The following is a 5438-nucleotide window of genomic DNA, read 5'->3' as shown; positions in this document are numbered from 1 at the left end:
TCACCAGCGACGGCAAGACGCGCGGGTTATCCGCCCCCTTTTTTGTCATTGCCACCCAGAACCCCATGGAGTTGTCCGGCACCTTTCCGCTGCCCGAGTCCCAACTGGACCGGTTTTTAATGCGCATCGAACTGGGCTACCCAGACCGTGATGCGGAGCGGCGGCTGCTGGGCGGGGACCGGACCCAGCGCCAGGCCTTGACGGAGATGCAGCGGTGCCTGTCTCCGGAGGATGTGCTGGGACTTCAGAAACAGGTCGACCAGGTGCACGTGGCCGACGCTTTTTTGAATTACCTCCAGGACCTGCTTGATTTTACCCGCACCAGCAAGCATTTTCACATGGGCCTTTCACCACGCGCAGGTTTGGCGCTGGTGCATGCCGCGCGCTCCTGGGCCTTTATCAGCGGCCGTGACTACGCCCTGCCCGAAGATATCCAGGCGGTATTGGTCAGCGTGGTCGGGCACCGCCTCAGGTCCCGAGATGACCTGACAGAGATCCCGGCCAGGCGGCTGGAAACCCTGTTCCAAGAGGTAGCTGTGACGTGATCGCCGCCATTGCCCGCACCTTTTACCGCTTCGTGGGCGGCAACACGACCGTTCCCGTGGCCTTGGGCCTGCGCAACATCTATATTCTTCCCACGGGCTACGGCGTGCTCTACCTGACCGTGCTGGGGGCCATGCTGATCGGGTCCGTCAACTACAACAACAACCTGGGTTTTTTACTGACCTTTCTTCTTGGCAGCCTCGGGCTGACGGCCATGATGCACACCTACAGTATGCTTTACGGCTTGCGTCTGCTAAGGGCGACGGCAATGCCGGTATTTGCCGGAGAGGGCGTGGAGGTGGACCTTCGGGTGGCCGAAGTGGCCCGAACCCGAACCGGTCTCAGCTGGTATTTTAACGCGGCAGATCCTATCCGGGGGGATTTTAAACCCAATCAACCGGCCCGGGTTCTGGTGCGCGCATGGGCAGGCCATCGCGGGCTTCTCAACCCGGGATGGCTGCGTATCGCTTGCGACTATCCACTGGGATTATTTCAGGCCTGGGCGCGGATCGACACCGGACTGCAGTGTCTGGTATACCCCCGCCCGATTTCTGGCCCGGTTCCCGGCGCCACGACCGCGTCAGTGCAGCGAGAAGGCGGCATCGGTCGAACGGCGGGTGTCGAGGATTTTGTGGGACTAACGGCCTACCAACCCGGCGATTCACCGGGGCGAATCCACTGGCAGGCCTATTCGCGGGGCCAGGGGCTTCACACCAAAACCTTTGCGGGCGAGGCCGGCGCCGCCCTGATGCTGGATATTGATGACATCCAAGGCGGTGATACCGAGAGAAAGCTCTCCATTCTCTGTTTCCATATTCTCCAAGCGTACCATCAGCGACGCAGCTTCGGCATGCGCCTGGCCGGACAAACCTTTCCTGCCGCCAACGGCAGGGTTCATCGGGACCGATGCCTCCGGGCGCTGGCCCTTTACGGAAACGGCTGAGCCATGCAGCGGCAGCCTATTCGTCTGTTGCTCCTTGCCCTTGCGGTGGCCATGGCGCCCCTGGTGCTTCAGCTGCCCTGGTGGGCCGTGGGGTGGTGCACCGTTTCTTGGGGGTATCTGCTCTTTCAGGAGCGCCGCGGGTGGCCTGTGGTGTCTCGAAGCATCCGACTGTCGATCTTCGTCTTCGGCATGACGGCGGTGCTGATGTTTGCCGGCCTGCGGTTTGACGGATCGGATTTTATCGCCCTGCTGGCTGTGATGGCCGGTATCAAGCCCCTGGAGATCCGCAGCCGGCGGGACAGTATGGTGACGGTCTTTTTGGCCTATTTTCTGACCATCACCAGCCTGTTCGTTTTTGAAAATCTTTCCATGACCCTCTACCTGTTCATGTCGGTCTGGACGATCACCGGCGTGCTGATCCATGTGAACGACCCCACGGGCGCGATCGGCCGGCAGCTGAAACTCTCGGCCAGGATGATCCTTGTGGCGGTTCCGCTGATGGTACTGCTTTTTCTTCTCTTCCCGCGGCTCTCCGGCAGCTTCTGGGGATCCCCATGGGCCAAGCAAAGCCGTTCCGGTTTTTCCAGCAGCCTTCGCATCGGCGATGTGTCCCGGCTGGTGCTGGTGGACGAACCCGCATTTTCGGTGACCTTCGACTCCCCGCTGCCGGATGCGGACCAGCGCTATTGGCGGGGCATCGTTTTCCAGCGATTTGACGGCACCGGCTGGTATCCCGCCAACCGTCAGGCCATCCGCCGGGAAAGCATCAGCGGCACAGATCTGTCCCGCTATTCGGTGATCCTGGAACCTCACGGCCAGCGGCACCTCTTCATCCTGGATCTGCCGGTGACGGTCAATTCCGTGGCCACCATCATGGACGATCATACCTTGATGGCCCGTCGACCCATCTGGCAGCGTTTTCACTACAGTGCCGCATCATTTCTGAACTCACTGCCGAATTCTGCCGACGCTCCCGGTGACGCCTATCTGCAATTGCCCTCGAACCTCAATCCACAGGCGGTTGCCCTTGGACGCCGGTGGGCCCAGACCCATGCAGAGCCCGATATGGTGGCGGCGGAAGCCCTGGCGTTTTTCGATGAAAAAGAGTTCTTGTATACGCTGCAGCCGGACCGGTTGGGGGTTCACGCTGTGGACGATTTTCTTTTTGTCAGCCGGAAAGGGTTTTGCGAGCATTTTGCAACCGCTTTTACCGTGCTCATGAGGGCTGCCGGGGTGCCGACTCGGATCGTGGGTGGGTATCAGGGGGGCAGGTGGAACGCCCTGGGGGATTTTCTCACCGTTCGCCATTCCGATGCCCACGTATGGTGCGAGGTGTGGCAGGCGGGGCGGGGATGGGTTCGCGTGGATCCGACCTTTGCCGTCGCCCCAGACCGCATCGACGCCGGCATTGAACGCGCCCTTGCCGGAGAGGCGCTGCTCTGGTTTCTCGGTCGGTCCCGGGGCGATTGGCTGTCTGGCTTGAGCGAAACCGTGAGCCAGACCTGGGAGGCCGTCAATACCCGCTGGAACATTTGGTTCATGGGGTTTTCCGCCGAAGACCAAATCGCTCTTTTCAAACGGATCGGCATTTCCGCGGGCCGGCAAAGCGGCTGGCTGCTGTTAATGGCGCTGCCGCCGCTGTTTATCGTCGGCGTGATCTTGCTGGGCAGGATGCGAAAAAAAGAATACCCGAAACCGTTTGAAGACAGCGTGCTGAAGATTTACAAACGTTTTCTGGACAAGATGGCCAGTGCCGGCATGCCCAAGGCCCTGCACCAGGGACCGTTAGACTATGGGCGCATGTTGATGAGTCGACACCCTGCACTCGAACGGGATGTGGATGCAATCATTGGACACTACATCGGTCTGCGATACGGCCGCCAACGCGACCTGGATGCGTTGAAGGCTTTTCGTTTGCGGGTACGGCGCTTCAACCCGCGACAGGCGATGGCTGTCGGCGGTCGCAGGAATGAGGACGGAGGTCGGATGTCGGAAGCCTGAGGACGGAAGTCGGGTGTCCGAACCCAGAACCCCGAACTCAGAACCCAGAACCCAGAGACCAGAGACCAGAGACCAGATAAATCGGTGCTGTTGAAGAGGCGCAGGCCGTAAACCACAAATTGCAGGCACAACATCTAAAATAACAAGCATCAAATAACAAATCTCAAATAAATTCCAAATCACAACATCCAAAGCTCAAAAGGGCAAAAAACCTACAGTTGATTGTCATTTTGATTTCTCCGCAATTGATAATTCGGATGCCCTTTCTTCCAGACAAATGATGGTTTGGGATTTTTAATTTGGTTATTGAGATTTATTCGTAATTTGGTTTTTTGAAATTGTAATTTATTTTCTGACCTAAAATAGGCTAATTCCGGGGTCTATATACTGAATCCCGAACCCCGGGCATCAGTCCATTGACAAGTCATCCGGCGGGGTCAACGAGCCCCGGTGAATGGCCGAATGCCCGAACCGCTGGGCAATCCTGTCCACGGCCCGGTCAATTTTTTCCCATCCACTCTCTTTTTTTTCAATCTCCGGAAACAGGCATATCTGCTGGGGCGTGGTGTCGGCTATCAATGCCGATGCCCCCACGCCGATCAGCCGAACCGATTTGCCCAAAGACCGACTCGCCAGCAGCGCTTCAGCCGTGCGATAGATGGTTTCCGAGGACTGGATAGGTCTGTCCAGGGTCACGCTGCGGGTCGTCTGTTTGAAATCGGTGTCTTTCAGTTTCAATGTGATGGTTCGAGCCAGAAAACGCTGGCGACGAAGCTGGCGGCCGACCTCCTGGCTCTGCGCCAGGAGGTGTTGCTTCAACCGTTCGCAGTCTCGCGTGTCGGATGACAAGGTCCGTTCCGTAGAGATGGATTTGGTGGGGGAATGCGGAGTGACGGTGGCTTCGTCCTTCCCGTGGGCAAGGTCCACCAGGCGATGGCCGAATTTGCCCAGTCGATCCACGAGAACGCTTCGTCCGGTTTTTCTGACGTCTCCCAGTGTGGCCAGGCCCATTTCCCTGAGTTGACGATGGGCAAGCCTGCCCACACCAGGCACCTTCTCCACGGGCAACGCGGCGATGACGCCGGAAACGGCTTCACGGCCGATGATGGTCAAGCCGTCTGGCTTTTGCATATCCGAGGCAATTTTGGCCAGGAACTTCAAGGGAGCGATGCCGATGGAACAGGTCAGGTTCACCTGGTCCCGCATATCGGTTTTAATGGCGCAGGCCATGTCATGGGGCGAGCCGTGAAGCCGGCCGCATCCGGCCGCATCCAGGTATGCTTCATCGATGGAGACCTGCTCGACGAGCGGCGAATAGCGGCTAAGGATTGCCATGACCGATCGGGATACCTCACTGTAGCGGTGTCTTCGTGGGGAGACGATTACCAATCGTGGGCAGCGTTGTTTGGCCTTGAACATGGGCATGGCGCTGTGGACGCCGTATCGGCGGGCCTCGTAGCTGGCGGCCGCCACGACCCCACGGCCCGAGTCGCCGCCAACCACCAGGGCTTTTCCTTTCAGCTCGGGGTGGTCCAATTGTTCCACCGAAGCAAAAAAGGCGTCCATATCGATGTGCAGAATCATAGACTCATTTTACCGGTTACCTTATCTCCTTTCAAGACGTGTTCGCGGTTCAGGGCGCCTTAATTTGAAATGGCAGCTGCAGAGAAGGAAAATGATGGACTTCGCTTTCGGGGTTGTCAGAGATTACAAAAATGTTGTAAACAGAGGCCTGAGTTACATTATTTGAGTTTCACCGTGATAAAAAAAAAGGAAAAAGATGAAAGCCATAGAACAGGTCACCCTCCTTTACGAAATATCCAATGCCCTCAACGAGCATCTGGATCTGAAAAAATCCATGTACAAAGTGCTCGATATCCTCTCTACGTCCATGCAGATGGAGCGAGGAACCATCTCTATCCTCAATCCCTTGAGAAACGAAATCAGCATC

General features: G+C 57.7%; 4 protein-coding genes. 3 read left to right on the top strand and 1 reads right to left on the bottom strand.

Annotated elements, in window-relative coordinates; genetic code table 11:
- The 3 genes from ABYV26_RS19845 to ABYV26_RS19835 all read left to right on the top strand — a co-directional run.
- A partial coding sequence (locus ABYV26_RS19845; protein WP_372683095.1) for an AAA family ATPase occupies nt 1-545 on the top strand: 545 nt, incomplete at its 5' end.
- On the top strand, nt 542-1486 hold the full coding sequence (locus ABYV26_RS19840; RefSeq protein WP_372683094.1) for a DUF58 domain-containing protein: 945 nt from the start codon (nt 542-544) through the stop codon (nt 1484-1486). The genes ABYV26_RS19845 and ABYV26_RS19840, both read left to right, overlap by 4 nt.
- A gap of 3 nt (nt 1487-1489) precedes the next feature.
- The gene (locus ABYV26_RS19835; RefSeq protein ID WP_372683093.1) at nt 1490-3487 is read left to right on the top strand and encodes a transglutaminaseTgpA domain-containing protein; all 1998 of its coding nucleotides are present in this window, start codon (nt 1490-1492) and stop codon (nt 3485-3487) included.
- A 408-nt stretch (nt 3488-3895) separates the two neighbouring features.
- On the opposite strand, the gene ABYV26_RS19830 is transcribed toward ABYV26_RS19835, so the two are convergent.
- The gene (locus ABYV26_RS19830) at nt 3896-5071 is read right to left on the bottom strand and encodes a DNA polymerase IV (protein ID WP_372683092.1); all 1176 of its coding nucleotides are present in this window, start codon (nt 5069-5071) and stop codon (nt 3896-3898) included.
- Nucleotides 5072-5438: the final 367 nt, after the last annotated feature.

This window comes from Desulfosarcina sp., from assembly GCF_041551955.1.
Classification (GTDB): domain Bacteria; phylum Desulfobacterota; class Desulfobacteria; order Desulfobacterales; family Desulfosarcinaceae; genus Desulfosarcina.
This window is presented reverse-complemented; position numbering and strand designations above follow the sequence as displayed.

What these genes read in the sequence shown, in the direction of transcription:
- ABYV26_RS19835 (WP_372683093.1), top strand. Translation starts at nt 1,490, where the DNA reads ATGCAGCGGCAGCCTATTCGTCTGTTGCTCCTTGCCCTTGCGGTGGCC.
- ABYV26_RS19830 (WP_372683092.1), bottom strand. Translation starts at nt 5,071, where the DNA reads ATGATTCTGCACATCGATATGGACGCCTTTTTTGCTTCGGTGGAACAA.